The organism is Streptomyces sp. NBC_01261, assembly GCF_036226385.1.
Classification (GTDB): Bacteria; Actinomycetota; Actinomycetes; order Streptomycetales; family Streptomycetaceae; genus Streptomyces.
Map to the genome: position 1 here is coordinate 4517595 of NZ_CP108463.1, position 21246 is coordinate 4538840.

Annotated in this window: 21 protein-coding genes; 2 read left to right on the plus strand and 19 right to left on the minus strand. The window is 69.6% G+C overall.

Annotated elements, in window-relative coordinates; all coding sequences use genetic code 11:
- Positions 1 to 99: 99 nt before the first annotated feature.
- The 4 genes from OG226_RS19475 to OG226_RS19490 all read right to left on the minus strand — a co-directional run bounded on the left by OG226_RS19475 (position 100) and on the right by OG226_RS19490 (position 5062).
- A complete protein-coding gene (locus tag OG226_RS19475) occupies positions 100 to 816 on the minus strand; it encodes a lytic transglycosylase domain-containing protein (RefSeq protein WP_329349584.1) in 717 nt (238 codons plus the stop codon).
- Positions 817 to 1197: 381 nt separating this feature from the next.
- On the minus strand, positions 1198 to 2523 hold the full coding sequence (locus OG226_RS19480) for a PhoH family protein (RefSeq protein WP_328679518.1): 1326 nt from the start codon (positions 2521 to 2523) through the stop codon (positions 1198 to 1200).
- A gap of 372 nt (positions 2524 to 2895) precedes the next feature.
- Positions 2896 to 3669 (minus strand): isoprenyl transferase, encoded by a 774-nt coding sequence (locus OG226_RS19485; RefSeq protein WP_328679520.1) that lies wholly within the window; start codon positions 3667 to 3669, stop codon positions 2896 to 2898.
- A 595-nt stretch (positions 3670 to 4264) separates the two neighbouring features.
- Positions 4265 to 5062 carry a class I SAM-dependent methyltransferase gene (locus OG226_RS19490; RefSeq protein ID WP_328679522.1) on the minus strand — a complete coding sequence of 266 codons (798 nt, stop codon included), beginning with the start codon at positions 5060 to 5062 and terminating at the stop codon, positions 4265 to 4267.
- Between the two features lie 50 nt (positions 5063 to 5112).
- Between OG226_RS19490 and OG226_RS19495 the strand changes: the two genes are divergently transcribed.
- On the plus strand, positions 5113 to 5646 hold the full coding sequence (locus tag OG226_RS19495; RefSeq protein WP_329349585.1) for a DinB family protein: 534 nt from the start codon (positions 5113 to 5115) through the stop codon (positions 5644 to 5646).
- 234 nt (positions 5647 to 5880) lie between these two features.
- Here OG226_RS19495 and OG226_RS19500 read toward each other — a convergent pair whose 3' ends face one another.
- The 3 genes from OG226_RS19500 to OG226_RS19510 are packed head-to-tail and all read right to left on the minus strand — an operon-like array spanning position 5881 to position 8223.
- Positions 5881 to 6765, minus strand: a complete 885-nt coding sequence (locus tag OG226_RS19500) for an LLM class flavin-dependent oxidoreductase (protein ID WP_329349586.1) — start codon at positions 6763 to 6765, stop codon at positions 5881 to 5883.
- Positions 6766 to 6806: 41 nt separating this feature from the next.
- Complete coding sequence (locus tag OG226_RS19505) at positions 6807 to 7400, minus strand: dihydrofolate reductase family protein (protein ID WP_329349587.1); 594 nt, start codon at positions 7398 to 7400, stop codon at positions 6807 to 6809.
- A gap of 55 nt (positions 7401 to 7455) precedes the next feature.
- Positions 7456 to 8223: a prepilin peptidase gene (locus tag OG226_RS19510; RefSeq protein ID WP_329349588.1), complete on the minus strand. Its 768-nt coding sequence runs from the start codon at positions 8221 to 8223 to the stop codon at positions 7456 to 7458.
- 133 nt (positions 8224 to 8356) lie between these two features.
- Here OG226_RS19510 and OG226_RS19515 point away from each other — a divergent pair, with 133 nt between their 5' ends.
- Entirely contained in the window at positions 8357 to 8722 is a 366-nt protein-coding gene (locus OG226_RS19515) for a DUF192 domain-containing protein (RefSeq protein WP_329349589.1), read from the plus strand.
- Positions 8723 to 8800: 78 nt separating this feature from the next.
- Here OG226_RS19515 and OG226_RS19520 read toward each other — a convergent pair whose 3' ends face one another.
- The 12 genes from OG226_RS19520 to OG226_RS19575 form a co-directional block, all read right to left on the minus strand.
- On the minus strand, positions 8801 to 10084 hold the full coding sequence (locus OG226_RS19520; protein ID WP_329349590.1) for a hypothetical protein: 1284 nt from the start codon (positions 10082 to 10084) through the stop codon (positions 8801 to 8803).
- Positions 10085 to 10129: 45 nt separating this feature from the next.
- Positions 10130 to 12688 (minus strand): hypothetical protein, encoded by a 2559-nt coding sequence (locus tag OG226_RS19525; RefSeq protein WP_329349591.1) that lies wholly within the window; start codon positions 12686 to 12688, stop codon positions 10130 to 10132.
- A gap of 117 nt (positions 12689 to 12805) precedes the next feature.
- On the minus strand, positions 12806 to 13441 hold the full coding sequence (locus tag OG226_RS19530; protein ID WP_443044703.1) for an OmpA family protein: 636 nt from the start codon (positions 13439 to 13441) through the stop codon (positions 12806 to 12808).
- Positions 13442 to 13448: 7 nt separating this feature from the next.
- Positions 13449 to 14030, minus strand: coding sequence for a hypothetical protein (locus OG226_RS19535; protein ID WP_329349592.1), 582 nt, complete (start codon positions 14028 to 14030; stop codon positions 13449 to 13451).
- Positions 14031 to 14064: 34 nt separating this feature from the next.
- On the minus strand, positions 14065 to 14676 hold the full coding sequence (locus OG226_RS19540) for a pilus assembly protein TadG-related protein (RefSeq protein ID WP_329349593.1): 612 nt from the start codon (positions 14674 to 14676) through the stop codon (positions 14065 to 14067).
- Positions 14676 to 14873, minus strand: coding sequence for a Flp family type IVb pilin (locus OG226_RS19545; RefSeq protein WP_329349594.1), 198 nt, complete (start codon positions 14871 to 14873; stop codon positions 14676 to 14678). The genes OG226_RS19540 and OG226_RS19545 overlap by 1 nt, the downstream gene beginning before the upstream one ends.
- 211 nt (positions 14874 to 15084) lie before the next feature.
- Complete coding sequence (locus OG226_RS19550; protein WP_329349595.1) at positions 15085 to 15969, minus strand: response regulator transcription factor; 885 nt, start codon at positions 15967 to 15969, stop codon at positions 15085 to 15087.
- A gap of 92 nt (positions 15970 to 16061) precedes the next feature.
- Positions 16062 to 17615, minus strand: coding sequence for a sensor histidine kinase (locus OG226_RS19555; RefSeq protein WP_329349596.1), 1554 nt, complete (start codon positions 17613 to 17615; stop codon positions 16062 to 16064).
- A gap of 25 nt (positions 17616 to 17640) precedes the next feature.
- Positions 17641 to 18531: a DUF5936 domain-containing protein gene (locus tag OG226_RS19560; RefSeq protein ID WP_328679548.1), complete on the minus strand. Its 891-nt coding sequence runs from the start codon at positions 18529 to 18531 to the stop codon at positions 17641 to 17643.
- Positions 18532 to 18561: 30 nt separating this feature from the next.
- Positions 18562 to 19503: a type II secretion system F family protein gene (locus OG226_RS19565; RefSeq protein WP_328679550.1), complete on the minus strand. Its 942-nt coding sequence runs from the start codon at positions 19501 to 19503 to the stop codon at positions 18562 to 18564.
- A gap of 11 nt (positions 19504 to 19514) precedes the next feature.
- On the minus strand, positions 19515 to 20855 hold the full coding sequence (locus OG226_RS19570; RefSeq protein WP_328679551.1) for a CpaF family protein: 1341 nt from the start codon (positions 20853 to 20855) through the stop codon (positions 19515 to 19517).
- Between the two features lie 25 nt (positions 20856 to 20880).
- A complete protein-coding gene (locus tag OG226_RS19575; protein WP_329349597.1) occupies positions 20881 to 21246 on the minus strand; it encodes a TadE/TadG family type IV pilus assembly protein in 366 nt (121 codons plus the stop codon).

Genomic DNA, 21246 nt, shown 5'->3' on the forward strand with positions numbered 1-21246 from the left:
GCGTGTCCGACCGTACAGGGCGAAGGCCCCTCCCCCTATGACGGGGAGGGGCCTCGTGAGGTTGAGCGGACCGGAACGGACTCCGGTCCCGTGCCTGCTCTAGTACCAGCTGTTCGCCTGCCAGAAGGACCAGGCCTCGCACGGGCTGCCGTAGCGGCTGTCCATGTAGTTGAGGCCCCACTTGATCTGGGTGGCCGGGTTCGTCTGCCAGTCCGAACCGACCGAGGACATCTTGGAACCGGGCAGGGCCTGGAAGAGGCCGTAGGCGCCGGAAGAGGCGTTGACCGCGCGGTAGTTCCAGCTGGACTCGTGGTCCACGATGTTGCTGAAGCACTGGTACTGGCCGCTGGGCACCATGGAGGCGGCCATCGACTGGATCTGCGCGACCGTGTAGGAGCTCTGCACGGGGAAGCTCGACGAGGAGCTGCTTGCCTTGGCGGACGCGGCCTTCGCCTCGGCCTTCTCCTTGGCTGCCTTCTCCGCCTTCTCCGCGGCCACCTTCTTGGCGACGGCGTTTTTGGCGGCGGCCAGGCGGGCCGACTCCTCCGCGTCCTTCTTGGCGCTGGCGTCGGCCTGGATCGCCTGGGCGTCGGCCTGCTGCGTCAAGGAGGCGGTCTGTACCTGGGCCTGCTGGCCCGTGGGGATGTCCGCCAGGAGCGTGGTGTCGGCTGCCGTCGTCTCGGCGTCATTGTTCTGCGCCTGTGCGACGCTGCCCGAGGCAACGCCTACGACGCTTCCGACGGCGGTGACCGCGGTGGCCGAAGCCACTGCGAATCCCCGGACCGAAATCCGGCTCACACGGTGTCCTTCCAGCATCGTCCGCTTCGGTGACCCTGGCGGACGCAATCGTGCCCCTGAACACTGGCCTCCCAACTACGGGGTCACGGGAGGCACGGGCCCGGTGGGCAACTCCCGCTCGGGGAGCGCCGCGTGGAGAGCGGGCGGCATACGACTTCGCTGTGGAGTTGACTGTGATGCTCAAGTGGTGCATACCGCTGGGGGTACGCGTGTGTCGTATGCGGGGCCTGACAGGAATGAGACTCTGCCGTAACCGGACGCCGGGTGGCAATTCTGAGTTGCGTGTGAAAGCTCACATCCCGTTTGCCCCACGGGATTTGGAGAAACAGCAAGACGCCGAAGCGCCGCCCCGCTAAGCTCATCGGCTTTACGGAGCGGCGCCAACTGGCCTGTACTACCTCAGATTTGGCCGTCCTCCAGCATTTCGGTCACAAGCGCCGCGATCTGGGACCTCTCGGACCTCGTGAGGGTCACATGCGCGAAGAGCGGATGACCCTTCAGCTTCTCCACCACGGCGACGACACCGTCGTAGCGACCGACCCTCAGGTTGTCCCGCTGGGCCACGTCGTGGGTGAGGACCACCCGCGAGTTGGCGCCGATCCGGGACAGGACGGTCAGCAGGACGTTCCGCTCCAGGGACTGTGCCTCGTCCACGATCACGAACGCGTCGTGCAGCGAGCGGCCGCGGATGTGGGTGAGCGGCAGGACCTCCAGCATCCCGCGGGCGGTGACCTCCTCGATGACCTCGCGGCTGGTGACCGCGGACAGCGTGTCGAAGACCGCCTGGGCCCAGGGGCCCATCTTGTCGGCCTCGGAGCCGGGCAGATAGCCCAACTCCTGTCCGCCCACCGCGTACAGCGGCCGGAAGACCATCACCTTCTTGTGCTGGCCCCGCTCCAGGACCGCCTCCAGGCCCGCGCAGAGCGCGAGCGCGGACTTGCCGGTGCCGGCCCGGCCTCCCATCGACAGGATCCCGATGTCCGGGTCGAGCAGCAGATCCAGCGCGATGCGCTGCTCCGCGCTGCGGCCCTTGATGCCGAACGCCTCCCGGTCGCCCCGTACGAGGCGGACGTTGCCCTCGGCCGTGACCCGGCCCAGCGCCTTGCCGCGCTCGGACTGGATCGTGAGACCGGTGTGCACGGGAAGATCCGCGGCTTCCGGGACGTAGATGTGGCCTTCCTCGAAGAGGATGTCCACCTGTTCGCCCGGCAGGGTCAGTTCGGACATTCCGGTCCAGCCGGAGGAGCCCGTGATGGCGAGCTCCGCGCGGTACTCCTCGGCGAGGAGTCCGACGGAGGATGCCTTGATCCTGAGCGGAAGGTCCTTCGACACGACGGTGACGTCGTACCCCTCGGCCTGCAGGTTGCGGGCGACCGCGAGGATGCGGGAGTCGTTGTCCCCCAGGCGATAGCCGCTGGGCAGCACGCTGGGGTCCGAGTGGTTGAGCTCGACCCTGACGGTGCCGCCGAGTTCCCCGATCGGGATGGGGGCGTCGAGGCGACCGTGCCGGACGCGGAACTCGTCCAGCATGCGCAGGGCCTGCCGGGCGAAGTAGCCGAGTTCGGGATGGTGCCGCTTGGCCTCCAGCTCTGTGACCACGACGATCGGCAGCACGACTTCGTGCTCGTCGAAGCGGTTCAGTGCGTTCGGGTCGGCCAGCAGAACGCTGGTGTCGAGAACATAGGTGCGCCGGTCAGGCATGCGGCGCTTTGTGCTGGTCACCACGGAAGGACGTACCCCCTCGGAAGAGGTCGGGGAGCGACGGAGAGGAGCTGGACCGGTCCAGGCCGCGATGCGCGGGCCGAGAACCGGCCCTCCGTCTCGCCCGTACTGACCGCACGGTCGAACTGGTGCAAAGGGCCTCCCGGGCGGACGGCCCCGTGCCGTCCGCTGAGATACGACACCCGTGGTTCGGGCGTCGACCTGCTTGGCTTATGCCCTCGAACATGCGCCGCCATGCCACGGCATATGACGGCGCCCTGGTGAACTCCTTGTTACTTACGTCCCAAGGGGGGTGGTACCGGGGTGCTGTCCGTCATCCGCCGTAGCGGCCCGATCATTCTCCGCCACGGCCCGTCACGCGCCGTAGCGGCCTCTTCATCCGCCGTAACGCCGGTGTCGCGCCGCGTAGTCACGCATCGCGCGCAGGAAGTCGACCTTGCGGAAGGCCGGCCAGAAGACTTCACAGAAGTAGTACTCGGCGTGGGCCGTCTGCCAGAGCATGAATCCGGACAGCCGCTGTTCGCCGCTCGTGCGGATCACCAGATCGGGGTCGGGCTGGGCACCCGTATAGAGGTGCTTGCCGATGAGGTCGACGTCCACGTGCTCGGCGAGCTCCTCCATGGAGGTGCCCTTGTCGGCGGCGTCCAGGATCATCGAGCGGACCGCGTCGGCGATCTCCTGGCGGCCGCCGTAGCCGATGGCGCAGTTGACCAGTATCCCGTCGACGTGCGCGGTGGACTCCTCCGCCTCCTTGAGGGCGGACTGCATCCCCGACGGCAGCAGGTCGAGGGTGCCGACGTGGTGGACGCGCCAGCGGCCGTCCGCGGCGAGGGAGCTGACGACGTTCTCGATGATGCCGAGCAGCGGGCCGAGTTCTTCCTGGGGGCGGTCGAAGTTGTCCGTCGACAGCAGCCAGAGCGTCACGACCTCGACGTCCGTCTCGCTGCACCAGCCGAGGAACTCCTCGATCTTGTCGCCGCCGGCCTGGTGCCCCTGGACGGTGGTGGAGCCGGCCGCCTTCGCCCAGCGCCGGTTGCCGTCCATGATGACGCCGACGTGCTTGGGCACCTGAGCGTGGTCGAGATGGCCTCCCACCCTGCGTGCGTAGAACCTGACCAGCAGGCGGCGCAGGGTGTCGCGCAGGTTCACGTGTTGTCAGCCCCTCCGTGGATGGCAGTCCCCGGCGTCGAAGCCTACCCCCGCTGGAGCCCTGTTCCCCCAAGGGGTGTCTGGGCTCATCCCGGTTCGGCACGAAGGTCGGACCCGCCCGATGTGCGGACGGTCGCCGCAGGGCACAAAAAAATCGGGCCGGTCCGTGGGGGGGATACGGACCGGCCCGAGGGGGGGGTTTCCACCATAACCCTTCGTAAGTGATGCTGCGCGCATCAGCGCGCCACAACTACTCTCCGAAACCGTCCGACGACGCGTCAGGGGGTGTGGAACCCCTGATTCCGGCCCTGATCATGGCCGATTCACAGTGGATCCCAAGGAGAACATGGAGGTTTTCCGCCGACCCCCGGCGTGTCGCTCTCAGGGGTGACGCCGTCAGCGAACGTCCGCTTGACGGGGCAGGGCACCGCGCGGCCCCCTCCACCGCACGGTGCCGACCGCGCGGCTTTGCTCACGCGAATTACCTTGGTCTGAACTTACGTGAGGTGGCGGGCGGGATGCGAGTGGATCCCGATAACGATGTGGAAAACCTGTGCACGTATGGGGGACATGAAGTGAGGTCGCCCGGTGCGTCTCATCCGGTCGGCTTGCGGATGTCGAAGAGGTGGCGGGCGCTGTGGGTCACGAACGGGCCCGTGGCCTCGATCTGCTCGTGCAGGGCGCGGAGTTGGGGCTCGTATGCCTCGACCGTGAAGTCGGGGACCATCCAGATCACCTTGCGCAGGAAGTGGACGACGGCCGCGATGTCGTGGAACTCCATGCGCAGCCGCTCGGCGCGGAGTTCGACGATCCCAAGCCCCGCCGCCTCGGCGCCGGCCCGTTCGCGTTCGGGGTCGCGGGCGCCGCTCACGGCCTCCGGCTGGGGGCCGAGGAAGTGCTCGACGAGTTCGAAGGCGCTGCGGGGGCCGACGTGTTGGGCGAAGTACGTGCCCCCGGGGCGCAGGACGCGGGCGATCTCCGGCCAGTGGGCGCGGACCGGGTGGCGGCTCAGGACGAGGTCGAACGCGGCGTCGGCGAAGGGCAGCGGGGCGTCCTCGGGCACGGCGACCACCACGACACCGCGCGAGCGGAGCAGTTCGGTGGCCTTGGCGACGTTCGGCGGCCAGCCCTCGGTGGCGGCGACGAGCATCGGGGGCTGTGCGGCGGCCCGGCTCAGGGCGAAGTCGAAGACCTCCCCGCCCCCGGTCTGCACGTCCAGGGCGGTGGTCGCGCGCGAGAGCCGGTCCCCGGCCGAACGCGCGTACCCCCACGAGGGCCGCGCCTCGGTGGCCCGGCCCTCGAACCAGGAGAAGTCCCAGCCCTCGGTGGGAACGGCGACGCCTTCCGCGACGAGGTCCTCGAAGCTGCCCGTACCGCTCCCGCTGTTGTCCATGGGGCGATGGTCGCAGGGCGTTGTCAGTGGGCGCTGCTAATTTCCGAAGCATGGCCAACGACGGAGACACGGGCGCGGACGACGGGGATACGGGGCTGCCCCACCACGGCGACGAGAAGGCGACGCTGCGCGCGAGCCTGGACCGGGTCCGGGACGCGGTGCTGTGGAAGCTGGACGGGCTGGACGAGGAACAGGCCAGACGCCCGATGACCCCCTCGGGCACGAGCCTGCTCGGCCTGGTGAAGCATCTGGCGTCGGTGGAGTACGGCTACTTCGTGGAGAGCTACGGCCGCGAGGTGGAGCCGTTGTGGTTCGACGCGTACCAGGGCGAGGACATGGCGGCGGGCCCGGACGAGACGACCGAACAGATCGTCGCCTTCTACGGCCGTGCCCGCGCCGCCGCCGACCGCACGATCGCGGAGCTGCCGCTGGACGCGGTCGGCCGGCCGCCGTGGCGCGAGCACTCCGTGTCGCTGCGCTGGGTGCTGGTCCAGCTGATCGAGGAGACGGCGAGACACGCGGGGCACATGGACATCGTGCGGGAGTTGATCGACGGGGCGGCGGGGGATCATCGGCCGGGGTAGCTGAGCGGCGGAGCTCTTCCGGCGTAGCCGGCTGTCGTGGTCGGCAGGTCTGCGGGCCGGTGGGGGCTGGTCGCGCAGTTCCCCGCGTCCCTGGGGGGTGGATGTCAGCGGCGCTTTTTGAGCGTGCGGGGAATGGTTCTGGCTGTGTTCCTTGTCTGCGGGGCGGCGTGGTCGCAGCCAACAGCTCGTGGGCGTGGGCGACAGCTCGTGGGCGTGGGCGACAGCTCGTGGGCGTCAGGGGATGAGTGTCCTGACCTCCTCCGCGACCTCCTCGGCCGCGAAGCGTACGAAGCCCTCCGGGTCGGGTTCGTCGCCGGTGGGCTGGAGGATCACCGTGTCGGCGCCGGCCTCCGCGAGGCGCTGGACGGCCTTCGCGACGGTGGCCGCGTCACCGGCGACACCGAGGCCGGGGACCGACTCCACGCCCTCGTCGGCGAGTTCGGCGCGCAGGCGGGCGGCGGCGTCGGGACCGGTGGCGGTGAGGAGATAGACGACGACCTTGTGCGGCTCGGTGCGGCCGGCCGACTCCCGCCCCTCGTCGATGAGTTGACGGGCCCGGCGGACGCCGTCCGGCGGGGTGCTCGCGGTGAGGATCGTGCCGTCCGCCGCCGCACCGGAGAGGCGGAGGGTGCGCGGTCCGGCGGCACCGGCGAGGATCTCGACGGGGCCGGCCGGCGGCCAGTCGAGGGCGACGTCGTCGAGCTTGACGTACCGCCCGTCGGTCGTGAGGCGCTCCCCGCGCAACAGGGCGCGCAGCGCGTCGAGATGCTCGCGCAGCAGGGTCACCGGGGACTCGACACGCGCCCCGACCTGTCCCATCCAGTCCTGCACGCCGTGCCCGACGCCGAGGATCGCGCGTCCGGGGAACAGCCGGTCCAGCGTGGCGACTTCCATCGCGGTGATGGCGACGTTCCGCAACGGCACCGGCAACAGCCCTACGCCGACCCGCACTTGATCGCTCCACGCGAGCGCCGCGGCGGCGGCCGAGATGCCGCCCTCCCGGAAGCAGTCCTCCCAGAGCCAGAGCTCTTCGAGCCCCGAGGCGTCGGCGAGTCGTACCACCGCCCGCAGTCGCTCGGGCGGAAGCTGGGGACGGAATACAGCGCCGAGTCCGGTCATGGGTTCTTCCTAACCTGGGGCGAGTGTCGTGGACAACAGGTTTACGCCTGGCCGGAGTTGGGGTCGACGTTCGCGCGCTCGTAGCGCAGGAGGACGACCCCGTTGCCGAAGGTGCGGGCCTCGGTGAGGCGGAGCGGGGTGCGGGTGTCGGAGACGGGGAACATCGGTTTGCCGCTGCCGAGGACGATCGGGTTGACGTACACCTTGATCTCGTCGACGAGGCCGAGGCGGAGGAAGGTCGCGGCGAGGTCGGCGCCGCCGAGGCCCAGGTCGCCGCCGGGCTGTTGCTTGAGGGCCAGCACCTCCTCGGGGACCACCTCGGGCACGACGGTCGTGTTCCAGTCGGCGGGGCCGCTGGGCAGGGTCCGCGAGTACACGATCTTCGGCATGTCCCGCCAGATACGGGCGAACTCGGCGATGACGGCGGGGGCGTCGGGGTCCGCGTCGGCGGTGGGCCAGTAGTCCAGCATCAGTTCGTGGGTGACGCGGCCGTCGACGAAGGCACCCATGTGTTTGAGGGTGTCGTTCATGTGCTGGTGGAGTTCCTCGTCGACCATGTGCCAGTCGATGTCGCGGTCGGGGCCCTCCATGTAGCCGTCGAGGGACACGGTCATCATCAGGCTGATCTTCCGCATGCGCGCACCGCCTCGTTCGTGGTCGACCCCGCTCGGCGCCGGGTCCACCACCGTCTCACGCGACCGCGAACGCCCCCAGCACCACACCGGTGAACGCTCCCCCGAGCATGAACGGCCCCAACGGGATCGCCGTCTTACGGCCCGCCCGGCGCAGGGCGACCATGCCGAGGCCGTAGACCGCGCCGTACAGCACTCCCGCGAAGGCGCCCGTGACGAGCACCGGCCAGCCGTACCAGCCCAGGGCCGTGCCGAGGCCGAGGGCGAGTTTCACGTCGCCGAAGCCCATGCCGGAGGGGTTGATGAGATACAGGACCAAGTACGTGGCACCGAGGGCGAGTCCGCCGAGCAGGGCCGTGACCCAGGAACCGGCGTCGGCGGGGAGCCCGGCCGCGATGCCGAGGAGGGCGAGGGTGGCCGCGGCGAGCGGGAGGGTGAGGACGTCGGGGAGGCGGTGGACCCGGAGGTCGACCAGCGCGAGGAGGACGGCGACGGGGGCGGCGAGCAGCCAGACGGCGAGTTCGGGGCGGGGGCCGGTGGCCGCGGCGAGGGACGCGCAGACGAGGGCGGTGGCGGCGGACACGGCGGGGGTGCGGGGGCCGTAGGGGCCGCAGGCGGTGGTGACGGGCCGCGGGCCGCGGGTGTCGGTGGTGCAGCGGGCCCGGCCGAGCCAGCCGTCGAACGGGCCCGTGATCGGGTGGCCGTCGGGGCACTGTCCCTTCCAGGGTTCCTCGGGGTCCACGGAGAGGCGGTGGGCGGCGCGGGGCAGCAGGAGGCCCGACCACGCGCCCCACAGGGCACCCACGACGATCAGAATCAGGCGCACGCGGGGACGATATCGAGTGGGCGGCGGTCGGGGCATGGGTCCGTGGGCCCATGTCGGGCCTACTCCCTTGTGGATACGGTCGGTTGACTCGGTTCGACACCGCTGCCGAAGTGGCGCAGGAAGGTGACCTGACATGGCACGACGCTGGAACGACGGGCGCGGAAAGCTGATCGTGCAGGGCGCCGCGGGGGCGGTCACCGTCCCGCTGGAGCTGGCGACCTCCTACCGGGCACGCACGAAGGGGCTGCTCGGCCGGGACACGATCGACGGCGCGATGCTGCTCTCACCGGCGAGCAGTGTGCACACGTTCCGGATGCGCTTCCCGATCGACGTGGCGTACCTGGACCGGAACCTGAAGATCGTCGCCGTCCACACGATGAAGCCGGGGCGGCTGGGGTTGCCGCGCTTGCGGTCCCGGCATGTGCTGGAGGCGGGGGCGGGGGTCATGGCGGGGTGGGGGGTGGAGGCGGGGGTTCGGGTGGTGGTGGAGACGGAGTAGGCGGGGCTGGCGGCTTCCTACGTTCCCGGCTTCCCGTGACCCCGGCTTCCTGTGATCCCGTGTTTCCGGTCCGAGGGGTCATCGGTCCTCCGGCGGCAGCCTTCCCTCGGCGGCCAGCCGGGCGAGGGCCTCGCGGCTGCTGGGTACGGTGTCGTGCCAGTTCAGCATCGACACGGCACGGTCGGGGACGAGGCCGAACCGGGCGTACCGCTCGGCGAGTTCCATCGCCCACGGGGTGACGAGGGTGTCGTCGTCGACGTACATGCCGAGCCAGCTGAAGACCTCGCCGGCGATCCAGCCGCTGATCCACGTCACCCATCGCCGGGCGAAGTGCGCGGCCTCCTCGCTGTCCGGGTCGCCGGGTACGCCGGGGATGTTGAGCAGGGCGCACTCGCGCGTCGCCTCGGTCATCCGTTCCTCGGTGACGAGGTGCGCGTACGGCATGAAGTCCCGCAGCACCGCCCGGACTTCGAGCCAGGCGGGCGGTTCCTCGTCCTCGCCCTCGTAGCTGTGCCAGGAGGAAGCCGGGACCGGGTCGGTTACGGGGGCTGTCGGTGCGCAGGCCTCAAGGATCGCGCGGGCTCGGGCGATGTTGTCGGCGGTTTCCGGGAGTTGGGCGGGCCATTGGAAGCCGCTGGCCCAGCTGTGGGGGAGGTCGCGTAGGGCGGGAGGGAGCAACGGGTGTTCCCCCTGCTGGGGTTGACGTGCGCGGGCCTCGTAGCCGGGGCGGCGCAGCCACATGAGTGCCTCCCGCGCCTGTGAGCGGCTGCTGTCGCTCGCTCTGTCGTCCTGTACGACGCGAAGCAGGGCCTGCTCGCCGTGGGGTGCACCGAGGGCGTGCAGCAGGTTCACCGCGTCGCGGGAGGCGAGCCCGTTCTCGACGCAGCGCTCGGCCGCCGCCGCGACACCCGCTTCGTCGTACGGCTTCTGCTGGAGCCAGCGCAGCACGTCATGGGCCCAGCCCTCAAGCGCCTGGTTGGTCAACACCTCGACGATCAGGTCCAGTTGAGCGTCCAGCCACCAGGTCGGTACCGGCGGTTGCGCCGTGCCCGCCCACTCCCGCAGTACATCGGCGATGCCCTCTCGGGTGTACCGGTCGGCCGTCGGCATGACTTGGGCCAACCGGTACCCGGCCTCGTGACGGATCCGGTCGAAGAGTTCCCACGACTCGTCGCTCCAGACACGCGGCACCGGTGACGCCGGCGGGGCTGAGAGCACGGCCGCCAGCGCCTCAAGGGCGGCTTGCTCGGTCGTCTCCGTGTGGGCCAGTTCCTCCAGTGCGAGCTTCCGTTCCGGGGTCAGGTCGTTCCACGGCAAGGGGAGCCGCCGCATGTCCGCGGGCAGCAGGTGATGTGCGGTCACTGTCCGGCGCTCCGTTCCTCTGATCGTCCGCTCGTCCACTCCACGTCAGGAGACACCCAGATACTGCATGGCGGTCTTCGGGTCCTTCATCCTGCCCGAGTCCCGTGCCGCCTGCCGCTCGGCCGGAGTCTTCCTGCTCCATGCGTTGTCCATCGCCTTGAGCTGCTGCGGCGAGATGTCCTGGCCGGCGACACGAAGGTCGAGGCCGTTCTCGGCAAGGGTCTGCGCGGGAGTGCCTTCCGGGACCTTTCCGGTCTTCTTGTCCTTCTGGAAACCGTCGAACACCTTGTCCCAGCCGTCCTGCGTCTCGATCTCGTAGCGGACCTTGCGTCCGGGGTCGGCCTTCTGCCAGTCGGCCAGCTTCTGGGCCTGGGCGCGGATGGAGGCCTGGGTGGCGGCCTGTCCCGTGTTCTTAACCTCGACGACGTTGAGGGTTCCGTCCTTGCCCTTGTAGACGATGTCGGCGTCGTCGATGCCGCTGAGATCGGCGGTGGTGCCGTCGCCCATGTCCACCGTCTGTCGGCCCTTCTTCGCGCCGACGCCGGCGTAGACCTTGGTGCCCTCGGCGGCGTCGTCCGCGGCGCGGGTCGCGGCCTTGACCTCGGCCATCGCTTCGGCCAGTTGGTGGCGGTCGGCGGCCCTGAGCACGGGGCCGCCGAGCGAACCGCGGCTCTGGCTGTCGATGGTCGTGTTCTTCAGCATGTCGGCCAAGTCCTTGAGGGACTGGGTCAGTTCGGCCTTCCCGATCTCTCCCTTGCTCAGGTCCGGGTTGTCCTTCGCCTTGGCGACGAGGTCGTCGATCTTCTTCTCGTCGAGCTGGAACCGGTCGCCCTTGGGCGTCTTCTGCTTGTCCTTCGCGTCGGTGATGGCCTTCTTGGCCTCGTCCGCCGCGTGCTGCAGATCGGCGGCGCGGGCGGCTGCGTCGGCGTCGTCCGCCTGCTTGCGGGCGTCCTCGGCCTCCTTCTTGGCGTCCTCGTCGCAACCGTCCTCGGCGAGGACGACGTACGGGGAGCCACCGGCGGCGAGCACGGTGGTGCCCGCGCCGGAGGAACCGGTGAACCCGCCGCCGTCCTGCGGACCGTTGCCGTCATAGGGGATACGGCGGCTGGGCGCGCCGATCGTGCAGCCGGTCTTCTCGGCCTTCTTCTCCGCTTCCTCGGCGGCGTCGTCGGCTTCCTTGGCGGCCTTGTCGGCGCCCGCCACGTCACCCGCCTTGGCCGCCTTCTTCGCGTCCTCCGCCGCCTTGGCTGCCTTCTCCGCGAGTTCGCCGAGCTTCCCCAGCTTGCCGATCTTGCCCAGGTCGCCGAGTTTCTCCACGACCTTGGCGCCGTCGTAGCCCGGGATGAAGAGGGAGCCGACGTTCCAGAGGACGTGGCTGACGGCGCGGGTCTTGTCGCCGTTGTTCCAGTCCTTGGCCACGTCGTCGCCGATGAACACGTCGTAGAGAACCGTGCCGCCGGTCTTCACCGAGGCACCGGCCCAGTCCCACAGGGCCCCGCCGTAGTCACCGTCGGACCACTTCTTGCCGGCGTCCTTGGAGTTCTTCGACCAGTCCTCGCCGAGCTGTTTGCCGTAGTCGCCGATGCCCTTCACGGTGTCGATCGGGTGGCGGACCATGTCGTAGATGCCGGTGAGGTCGCCCCAGACGCCGTCGACGAAGAGGCCTTGGCCGACTTGCTTGACCTGGTTGCCGGCACAGCCGAAGAAGGCGCCGACGCCGGAGAAGCAGCCGTCGTCGTCCTTCTTGTCGTCAGCGGGGGCGGGGGCGGGCTGCTGGTCGTCGGTCCGGTCCGGGTCGGTTGTGGTGGTCGTGCCGGTGCCGCCTGTGGTGCTGGTACCGCCGGTGGTTCCGCCGTTGCCGCCGGTGTTTCCGCCGTTGCCGCCGGTGCTCCCGCCGTTGCCGTTGTTGTTGCCGTTGTTGTTTCCGTTGTCACTGGCGTTGTTGTTGCCGGCGGTCGTGTCCGTGTCGCCGCCCGGCGAAGCGGGGCAGGCCATGCCGGTGACCTTGCAGACCTCCGACTGGATGCCGGTGAAGATCTGGGTGCCGAGGCCGCTGACCAGCAGCGCGGTGATGATCGCGGCGACGATGGCGATGAACCCGGCGTACTCGACCGCCGTCTGCCCCTCGTCCCGGCGCCAGCGGATCAGCCGCGGCAGGGAGAACGGGCGGCGCTCCACGCGGTCCAGTTCGGCGAGCCCGTACCAGTGACGGCTTTCGGGGCGGGACAGGAAGAACAGGATGAGGATCGGGAGGAGGAGTTGCAAGCCTCCCCGGGCGGACCCGGAGACGAGGTTGACAACCCCGCCGAGGACCAACCAGCCCTGAACGGCGAGGAGTCCACGCCGGACGCGGACCCCGCCCTCCCAACTCCGCCGGGCCAGCCACCAGCCGAGGACACCGGGTGCGGCGGCGTACACGACGAGGGCGATCACCTGACCGTCGAGGGCGTCGTACGCCCCTGCGGTCATCAGCAGCCCGAGCCCGCCGACGACGGTGACCGCGAACAGTGCGTGGACCAGCACCAGTGCGGTGGCGAGCGGCACCGGCATCTCGTGACGCCCGCCCGACCCACCGCTCCCGCCGACTCCCCCGATCGAGGCCATGTCTCCCCCGTCCCCCGATATCGCTCAACACCACCGGAGCTTCCAGAGGTTAGGGACCGGACGGACGCCCGAGATGGGCCCGTGGACCCAAATCGACACCCAAGTCCCGGGTGGGCCTCAGCTCTCCGTGCGCGGGAACGTCACCTCGACCCTGCGGTTCTTCTTGCGGCCGGCCTCCGTGGAGTTGTCGGCGATCGGGTACTGCTCGCCGTAGCCGCGGACCTCGAAGGTGATGTTCGGGTTGTTCAAGTCCGAGTCCAGGACGGCCTGTACGGCGTCGGCGCGCTGCTTGGAGAGGACGTCGCCGTGGGCGGACGAGCCGAGGTTGTCCGTGAAGCCGAAGACGCGGACCGTGGACGCGTTCTGCTTCTTGATCTCCTCGGCGATCGCGTCGATACGGGACTTCGCCTCGGCGCTCAGCTTGGAACTGTCCTTGCTGAAGAGGACCTCGGCCTGGAGGGCGAAGGTCACGTCCGAGTTGGTGTCCTCACGGCGTTCCTCGCCGCCCTGGTCCTCCACGACGGACTTGATGTCCAGGACCTTGGGGGCGGCGAGCGTCCCGCCCTCGGGGAGCTTCAGGTCCGGGTCGTTCGGGTCGACCTTCACCGGGGCGGAGGCCGAGGCCTCGGTGCCCGGTGGGACGCTCGGGCTCGGGGTGTCGTCGGCGTGCGCGGCCACCGCGCCGACGATGTTCGCGGCGACCATGATCGTGGCGGCGGTCACGACCAGGGCGAGACGGGGAGTGGTGGTCACGGCCGCCTCATCCGGAGATCTTGATCGTGCCGACAGAGAATGTCGGTAGCTCGAAGGAGACTTCGGTCGTGGTCGTCGGTGGTGCCGGGAACTGCATGAAGACGGCCAGATCGTCGCCCGACCGGATGGTCGAGAAGCCCGTGGTCGTCAGCGGACGGCCGTCCGTGTCGCGCAGTACGTAGTAACGCTTCTTGCCCTTGGAGTCCACGAGCGTGGCGCCGCCCAACGACCTGCCGTTCCTGATGATCTCGGTCTCGTTGCCGCTCAACGCGGAAGGGACCGCGATGCTGTTGGCACCGTCGTTCTTGAGACTGCCGTTCACCGTGATGAAGCCGCCCGAGTCCCGAGTGGCGGAAGTGATGTCCAGGACCAGGCCGTTCGAGCCTTTCAGCTCGGCCAGGGGCTCGTCCGACTGCCCCTCCTGAGCGCTCGGATCGGATCCGCCGGTCTTGGAGGCCGACGCCGGAGTGTCCGGCTTCTTGTTGTCGTCGCCACCACTCCCGCAGCCGGCCACACCGAAGGCCAGACCGGCCGCGACAGCCAGTGCGACCGTCCCCCTGCGGGCCGTCGAAGTGAACCGAATGCTCATGACTCTGCTTCCTTCATCACTCGTCGTTCGCTTGTCAGTCGGCCAGGTGGACATCGAAGAGGTCCTCGGGACCCGGCAGATCGGTGAGATCCGTCGGGTCCAGGTCCCAGTCCTTGTTGTTCTTGCAGGTGAGCTTCGGCAGCACGTCGTCCCCGGCGCCCGCGCCCGGGAGTTGGAACGTGCAGAGCGGCTCGATCACGGCGGTGGCGTGGGCTTTCGAGTACGTGTTCTCCGTGCCGGGGACGATCGAGTCTCCGACTGGTTTGTCGCTTTCGACGACGACCTCGTAGCCCGGGGGAAGCCCCTGTATCGGCTGGCACCCGGCCCCGGTCATGTGGGCGTGGTTCTGGCCCGCGAGTTGGTCGGCCCGCCCGCACGAATCGACGAGTCCCGCCACGTTGCCGTCGAAGATCTCCTGCCACTTGGTCGGGTCGAGTACGTTCTCCACCCACTTGCCCGCAAGTTGGTTCCGGGTGTCCTGCGCCGCCGCGAGCGCTGCCGCGTCCGCGGCCGTCTGGGCACCGCCCCGGTTCACTGCGGCCTGGCCGACCGCGACGTAGGCGAACGCGAGAAAGAGCAGACCCGCCACCACCGTGATGTAGATGGGGAAGGCCTGCCCTGCGTCGCCGTACCTACGCGGCCGCATCAGCCGCCGGTGACCTCGCCGATCTTCGTCGTGATCGCGTCGAAGATCGACTGCCCGATGTCCGTACCCGTGATCGCCAGCACGATCGCGACCACCACCGCGATGATGCCCAGGTACTCCACCGCGGTCTGCCCCTTGTCGCTGCGGGCGGCGCGGGCCTGAAGGTACGTCACGGTGGTGTTGATCCAGTTGCTCATGGTGTTCCCCTCCGAGAGACTCGATCCCGGCTTCCTCGTCGCCGGTGCCGCTTTCGACATGAGAACGGTATGCCCGAACCACAGGTACGCCAGAGGGTCCCAGGGCCCAAAATCGGGCCCAATCGGAGTCCCGGCCCTCACACTGGGCCCGCCCGTCGCCGAACCGGGCCCGTAGGCCCGGCAGTTGGGTCACCCGTCGCGGTGTCACGCGTCACCCCAGCCCTCGGGCCGAACCCGGCGCCGTACCAAGCCACTTGGCCGCGGCCTCGGAACGGCTGGTGCTGTGGAGCTTGGCGAAGATGCGGTTGATGTGGTTCTTGACGGTCTTCTCGGAGATGAAGCAGGTGGCGGCGATCTGCTGGTTGGTCATGCCGGACGCGATGTGGTCCATGATCTCCGCCTCCCTCGCGCTCAGTTGGAACCGTGACCTGTCCGAGGATGACTGTCTCACAGTTGGTTGCAGTTGCGAAAGGCTATGTGGTGAATTCGGCTGGGGATGGGGCACTGAAGGGGTCGCTCCATTTGCAGCTGCACCTAGTTGAGAGTCGTAAGAGCCCAGGCCCTCGGGCAGGGACGCGGTCGAGCGGGCCGCCTGTTCCTGGCGCAGCTGTGCCAGCAGCGCCCCCGCCGCCGATGGCGTGAAATGGGCCCTACCCTGCCTGATGCCCCTTACGGCGGCGACGAGTTCGTCCGCCGTGAACTCGCCGTGGACCAGATATCCGCCCGCCCCGCGCCGCAGCGCCTCCTGGACGATCTCCGACTCACTGCTGTAGGTGAGCATCACGACCGGTGCGATCCGCACGAGGTACGGCAGCGCCGAGATGCCGTCCACGCCCGGCATGCGGACGTCCAGGAGGACCACGTCGGGGCGGTGGAAGTGGGCCGCCTCGTACGCCTCGTGGCCGTCCGCCGCCTCCGCCACGACCGTGATGTCCGCGCGGCCCGACAACAGGGCCGTCAGGCCCGCCCGGACCACCGGGTTGTCGTCGGCCACGACGACCCGGAGGGCTGAAGTCGCGGCCGGTCGCGGGAAGTTGTGGAACGGGTTCGGCGGCGGCTGGGGAGCGCCGGGATGGGGCGTCGTCTGGTCCGGCATGGCTGCCTCCTCTCAGGTCTCTCAAGTCGTTTGTACGGGTGGGGGGATGGGTTTGCCTCGTCAGGCCGCCAGGTCGCCAGGTCTTCAGATCGTCAGGTCGTCAGGGCTCCCAGCGGGAGTTCCAGGCGGACCTCCGTGCCCGCGTCGTGGCCGCCCCGTCCGATGCGGATGCGGGCGCCCACCGACGCGGCCCGTTCGACCATGCCGACCAGGCCGAAGTGGCCCGCCCTGCGCAGCTGTTCGAGGGTGGTGCCGGGCGGCAGGCCGCGGCCGTCGTCGTAGACGCTGATGCGGAGGAGGCTGTCGTGGACCCCGGCCTCCACGTCGACCTTGGTGGGGGTGCCGTGGCGGTGGGCGTTCTCCATCGCTTCCGTCGCGATGGTGAGGAGCTGGCGTGCCACGGCGGGCGGGACCGGCGGTACGCCGTGTTCACCGGTCGGACGGTAGGTCGTCGGCAGGCCGGTCCTGGTGCTGAAGTCCCTTGTGCGGGCCGCCAGTTCGACGAGTACGTCCGTACCCTCGTCCGGGTTGGACTCCCGCCGCAGGTCCGCCAGGAGTTCGCGGGATTCCGCCGCCGCCCTGCGCGCCGAGCGGGCCACCAGCTCCGCCTGTTGTCGGATCAGGGTCGGGTTCATGCGGTCCGCGCCCGCCGAACCCGCCAGGCCGTCCGCCGCGAGGGCGACGCCGTGCAGGGTCTTCGCCACCGAGTCGTGCAACTCCCGTGCCAGTCGGGCCCGTTCGGCTCCTACCGCCTCCGTTACGGCGAGACGGGCCTGGACCGTCGTCAACGCGGTCGTCGCCTCGCCGAAGCGGAGCATCAGGTTGCGCAGGGTCACTCCCATCGCGCCGGCGATCACGCACAGGCCGGGGAGCAGGAAGCTCTGCGCCACGACCCGGTGGGCGTCCGCCGCGGCGGTCTGTGCCAGCACCAGGATCACCGCCTGGAGGCTGGCGAAGCAGCCGGCGCCCCGCCAGCCGTAGACGATGCCGGCGAGGAGGGGGGTGCAGACGCTGACGTAGGCGAGTGTGCTGGTGGGCCCTGCCGAGATCAGGAGGAGGGAGCCGAAGAGGGTGTCCACGGCCAGGAGGGAGGGGTGGCGGAGGAGCAGGGGGCCGAAGCGTTCCCAGTCGCGGAACAGGACGTAGGAGGCCATGAACGTGACCACCACGGCCGCGCCCACCAGGCGGGTGGCCACGCCGGGGGTGGCGTTGACCAGGGCGGAGGGGGCGGCCAGGGCGATCATCGCGAGGCGGAAGCCGAAGACCTGCCTGCACATCGCTTGCAGCGCGCTCACCTGGATGGGCAGGGCTGCTTCCCGGCCCTCGGCCGGGATTCGACTCCCACTCGCACCGCTCGTGCGGCCATCGTCGTCGGGTGCGGGTGGCCCCTGTTCGGCGTCCCCAGCATCGGCGGCCAACCGTTCCACGCCCGGCTGGGTCGGCGGCCTCGGTACCCCCGGAAGCCAGCCCCCTACCGGCGCCCACCCCTCCGGCAACGCCGGCGTCACCGTCGTCACCGGAATATCCGTCGCCCCCGACCGCACATGATCCGGCAGCACCGTCCCGGCCGGCGGAGTGGTGATCTCCGCCGGTTTGGGACGCCGCCGCAGCAGTCCCGTACGTCCGTTCTCGTCCGTCGTCGCCATGGCCCCCGTCGCCCCCCGTCCGTCCCTACTTGCCCGTGATCGTGCTGAAGTCCGTGCCGGAGCCGAGGAGAAGGCCCGCGCCGAGGAGCAGCATCGTGGCCGGGACCATGAACGTGGTGATCATCATGGTGGCCTTGGGGACCGCGCGGGCCGCCTTCCGGCGGGCGTTCTGCGCGTCCGTGCGACGCATGTCCTTCGCCAACGCCACCAGCGTGTCGACGATCGGCGCGCCCAGCTCCTCCCCCTGCTGCAACGCCGTGACGAACATGGCCACCTGCTCGCTGTCGTTGCGTCGCCGGAGTTCCGCGAAGGCGGCGCGGCGGCTCATGCCGAGGTCCATCTGCCGTAGCGTGATGCGGAGTTCGTCCGCCCAGGGGCCCTCGTACTTCGAGGCCACGCGGTCCAGGGCCTGGCGGAAGCCCAACCCCGCGCTCACCACCACCGCGAGTACGTCGAGGAAGTCCGGCAGGGTCCGTTCGATCACGTCCTTGCGGATGCGGATCGCCGACCAGATGCCGACCTCCGTCCAGAACGCGCCGAAGGCGAACAGGATGACGGCGACGACGTAGTGCCCTTCGAGCAGCATCAGCAGGCCGCCGAAGCCGCCGAGGAAGCCGTAGACCGCCCGGCGGGCCGCGTAGCGGTCGATGGTCAGGCCGCCGGGGTTGCCCGCGAGGTCTATCCTGCGGCGGTACTTGGCGACCAGCCTGGGGCCCATGAGGCGGAGGACCATCGGGGCGTAGCGCATGCCCATGCGGTCGATGAGGGAGTCGACCGCGCCGGTGCGGGTCGCGCCGACCTCCAGGGCCAGGACGAGGTCGCTGGGCAGTTTCGCGTCCGCCCGGTACATGCGGATGCCCGCGAAGGCGCCCCACACGCTGAGGCCCATCACCAGGCCGAGTGCCAGTGCTGTCATCAGGTCTCCCCCTCTCGGATCTCGGACGTCTCAGACGTCGATGCGGGACAGGCGGCGGATGAGGATGAAGCCGACCGCGTACAGCCCGAAGGCGATGATCACGCAGGCCTGGCCGATCGGGGAGCCCGTCATCCGGTCCAGGGCACCGGGTTTGACGCCGTTCATCAGGAAGAGGGCGCCCACGCCCATCACCGGAACGGCGTACGACGTCATGTTGACCTGGGAGAGCTGGGTGCGGACCTCGCGGCGGGTCTCCTTGCGCTCCTCCAGGGTCTCCGTGAGGTTGCGCAGGGCGCTCACCACCTGGCCGCCCGCCCGGTTCGACAGCACCAACGTCGTGACCAGTACGACCAGTTCGCGGGACGGCAGGCGGTCCGCCAGCTCGCTCAGCGCGTCGTCCATCGAGGCGCCCACCGCCAACTGGTTGGCCACCTTGGCGAGTTCCTCCCCGGCCGGTGCCTCCAGCTCCTCCGCCGCCATGCTGATCGCGGTGCGCAGCGCGAGGCCGGCGTGGGTGGCGTTGGCCATGATGCGGGCCAGTTCGGGGAGTTGGTTGATGAACTTCTCGATGCGCTTCTGGCGCTGCCAGTTGAGGAACTGGATCGCCACCCCGATGCCCAACAGGCCTGCTATCGGCCCGAAGAAGGGGGCCAGTGACGCCTGCCCGATCAGCCAGAGCGCCGCGACCGTGGCCAGCATGTAGACGAAGAACTCGCCCGGTGTCATGTCCAACCCCGTTGCCGCGAGCCGGAGTTCGAGCTGCCGGCCGAGCCGGGTACGGCGCAGTCTGCGGTCCAGGTCGCGGAAGCGGCGGACGCGGCCCACCTGGATCTGGCCGGTCGAGGAGAGCCGGTCGACCAGGGCCGCGCGCTGTGCCCTGCCCGTGGCGTAGGCGTGCACGCCGGCGACGCCCAGGACACAGGTCAGCAGGGTGACGCCGGTGGTGAGCGTGACGATCGTCTGGAGATCCATGGGGTCGGTCCCTACCTACTGGCTTCTCTGAGGGCGAGCTGTTCCGCGGTGTGGGCGACGCCGAAGGCCTGCGGCAGGGGCTGGCTCGCCATGTAGAGCCGGTCGGCGGTGCGGCGGGAGAGCGGGAAGTACTCGAAGGTGCCGTAGACCCGGCCGTCGGCGGAGATGGGCTGCGGGCTGAAGCGGGCCACCGTCGCCAGCCGGTACGGCTCACTGCCGTGGCTGTCGAGGAGGGCGATCTCGGTGATGCGGCGGGCGCCGTCGGCGAAGCGGGTGAGCTGGATGATGACGTCGATGGCGCTGTTGATCTGGTCGTGCAGCGCCTCGAAGGGGATCTCCACCTCGGACATGGACGCCAGCGTTTTGAGGCGCATCAGCGCGTCCTCCGCGCTGTTGGCGTGGACGGTGGCGAGCGAGCCGTCGTGGCCCGTCGACATCGCCTGGAGCATGTCCAACGATTCGCCGCCTCGGACCTCTCCTACGACGATCCGGTCCGGGCGCATACGGAGCGAGTTGCGCACCAGGTCGCGGATCGTGACCTGGCCCTTGCCCTCCACGTTCGGCGGGCGGGCCTCCAGGCGGATCACGTGCGACTGCTGGAGCTGGAGTTCGGCGGAGTCCTCGATGGTGATGATGCGCTCGGTCTCCGGGATCAGGCCGGAGAGGGCGTTGAGGAGGGTGGTCTTCCCGGTGCCGGTCGCGCCCGACACGATGATGTTGAACTTCGCGTGCACCAACCCCGCGAGGAGATACAGCATGTGCTCGTCCAGCGAGCCGAAGCCGACCATCTCCTGGAGCGTGAAGGAGCGCGGGAAGCGGCGGATGGTGAGCGTCGCGCCGGTCAGCGACAGCGGCGGGATGATCACGTTGACGCGCTCGCCGGACGGCAGCCGTGCGTCGACCATCGGATTCGACTCGTCCACGCGGCGGTTGACCGTCGACACGATCCGCTCGATGGTCTGCATCAGCTGGTCGTGGGAGGGGAAGCGGAGCGGCAACTGCTCGACCCGGCCGCCGCGTTCGACGAAGATCGCGTCCGGGCCGTTCACCATGATCTCGGTGATCGACGCGTCTTCGAGGAGCGGTTCGAGTATGCCGAGGCCGAGCGCCTCGTCGACGACCCGGCGGATCAGCTGCGAACGCTCGACGGTCGAGAGGACCGGCCCCTCACGGCTGATGATGTGCCCGAGCACCCGCTCCAGGCGGGCCCGTCGCTCGGCGGTGGCCAGTGCGCTCATCTCCGCGAGGTCGATCTCCTCCAGGAGTTTGGCGCGGTACGAGGCGACCATGTGGCCGTCCTCGCCCCGATGGCCGTTCTCCTCGGGATGGTTGACTCGTTCCCGCAGGCCCATGAGTGCTGTGCTCCTTGCTCCGCGTTCAGTGGTCGAGCGGCATGGTGGCGGTCTTGCTGGCCGTGCCGAAGTCCCAACCGGGCACGATCGACGGGATGTTCACGGTGGAGGTGACCTGGACGGACCTGCCCAGGTCGGCCCGGCTGCAACTGGTGCCGCCCGCCAGGAATCCGCTGACCGCGTCCTTGCAGTCCTGTGCGTAGTTCTGCTCCAGCGAGGCACTGCGCGCCCCGGTCCTGGCCGCCGTACCGGCCTGGATCGCGGTGTACGCGATCAGCCCGAGCTGCACTCCCGCCATGGCGACGAGGATCAGGACCGGGATGAACCCGAGGTACTCGATGGCGACTTGGCCACGGTCCCGCCTCCCCTTCTCCCTCCTGTCCTTCCGCAT